Source organism: Pseudomonas sp. SIMBA_041, assembly GCF_046535095.1.
In the GTDB taxonomy this organism is placed as follows: domain Bacteria; phylum Pseudomonadota; class Gammaproteobacteria; order Pseudomonadales; family Pseudomonadaceae; genus Aquipseudomonas; species Aquipseudomonas mucoides.
The window spans coordinates 1-250 of record NZ_JAWRXJ010000682.1 but is presented as its reverse complement, the minus strand read 5'-3'; the positions used below and the strand labels follow the sequence as shown (position 1 = coordinate 250).

The window sequence follows — 250 nt, the reverse complement described above, 5'->3', positions numbered from 1 at the left end:
CCTGGGTAGCCAGGCCGGCGGCGCGCAAATCTTGCTGAAGGCGGCCGGCGACCACGGCCTCGGGCACCACCGCAAAACGGGGCTCATGCTTTACGCACAACGCCAGCAGCTCGGCCAGACGCGTGAAGCCCGTCAGGGCAAACACTTGATAACGATCCGGATGACGGGCAATCACATCCAGGGTGCTCAGACCGATAGAACCGGTAGCCCCCAGAACCGTGATCTGTTGTACAGCCGTCACAGCGCAGCC

The 250-nt window shown here is 63.6% G+C and carries 1 pseudogene; it reads right to left on the bottom strand.

What is annotated here, in order from left to right:
• Window positions 1-241 (bottom strand): annotated as a pseudogene (locus SB725_RS32850) (1-deoxy-D-xylulose-5-phosphate reductoisomerase); the annotation flags it as partial.
• Window positions 242-250 lie beyond the last annotated feature (9 nt).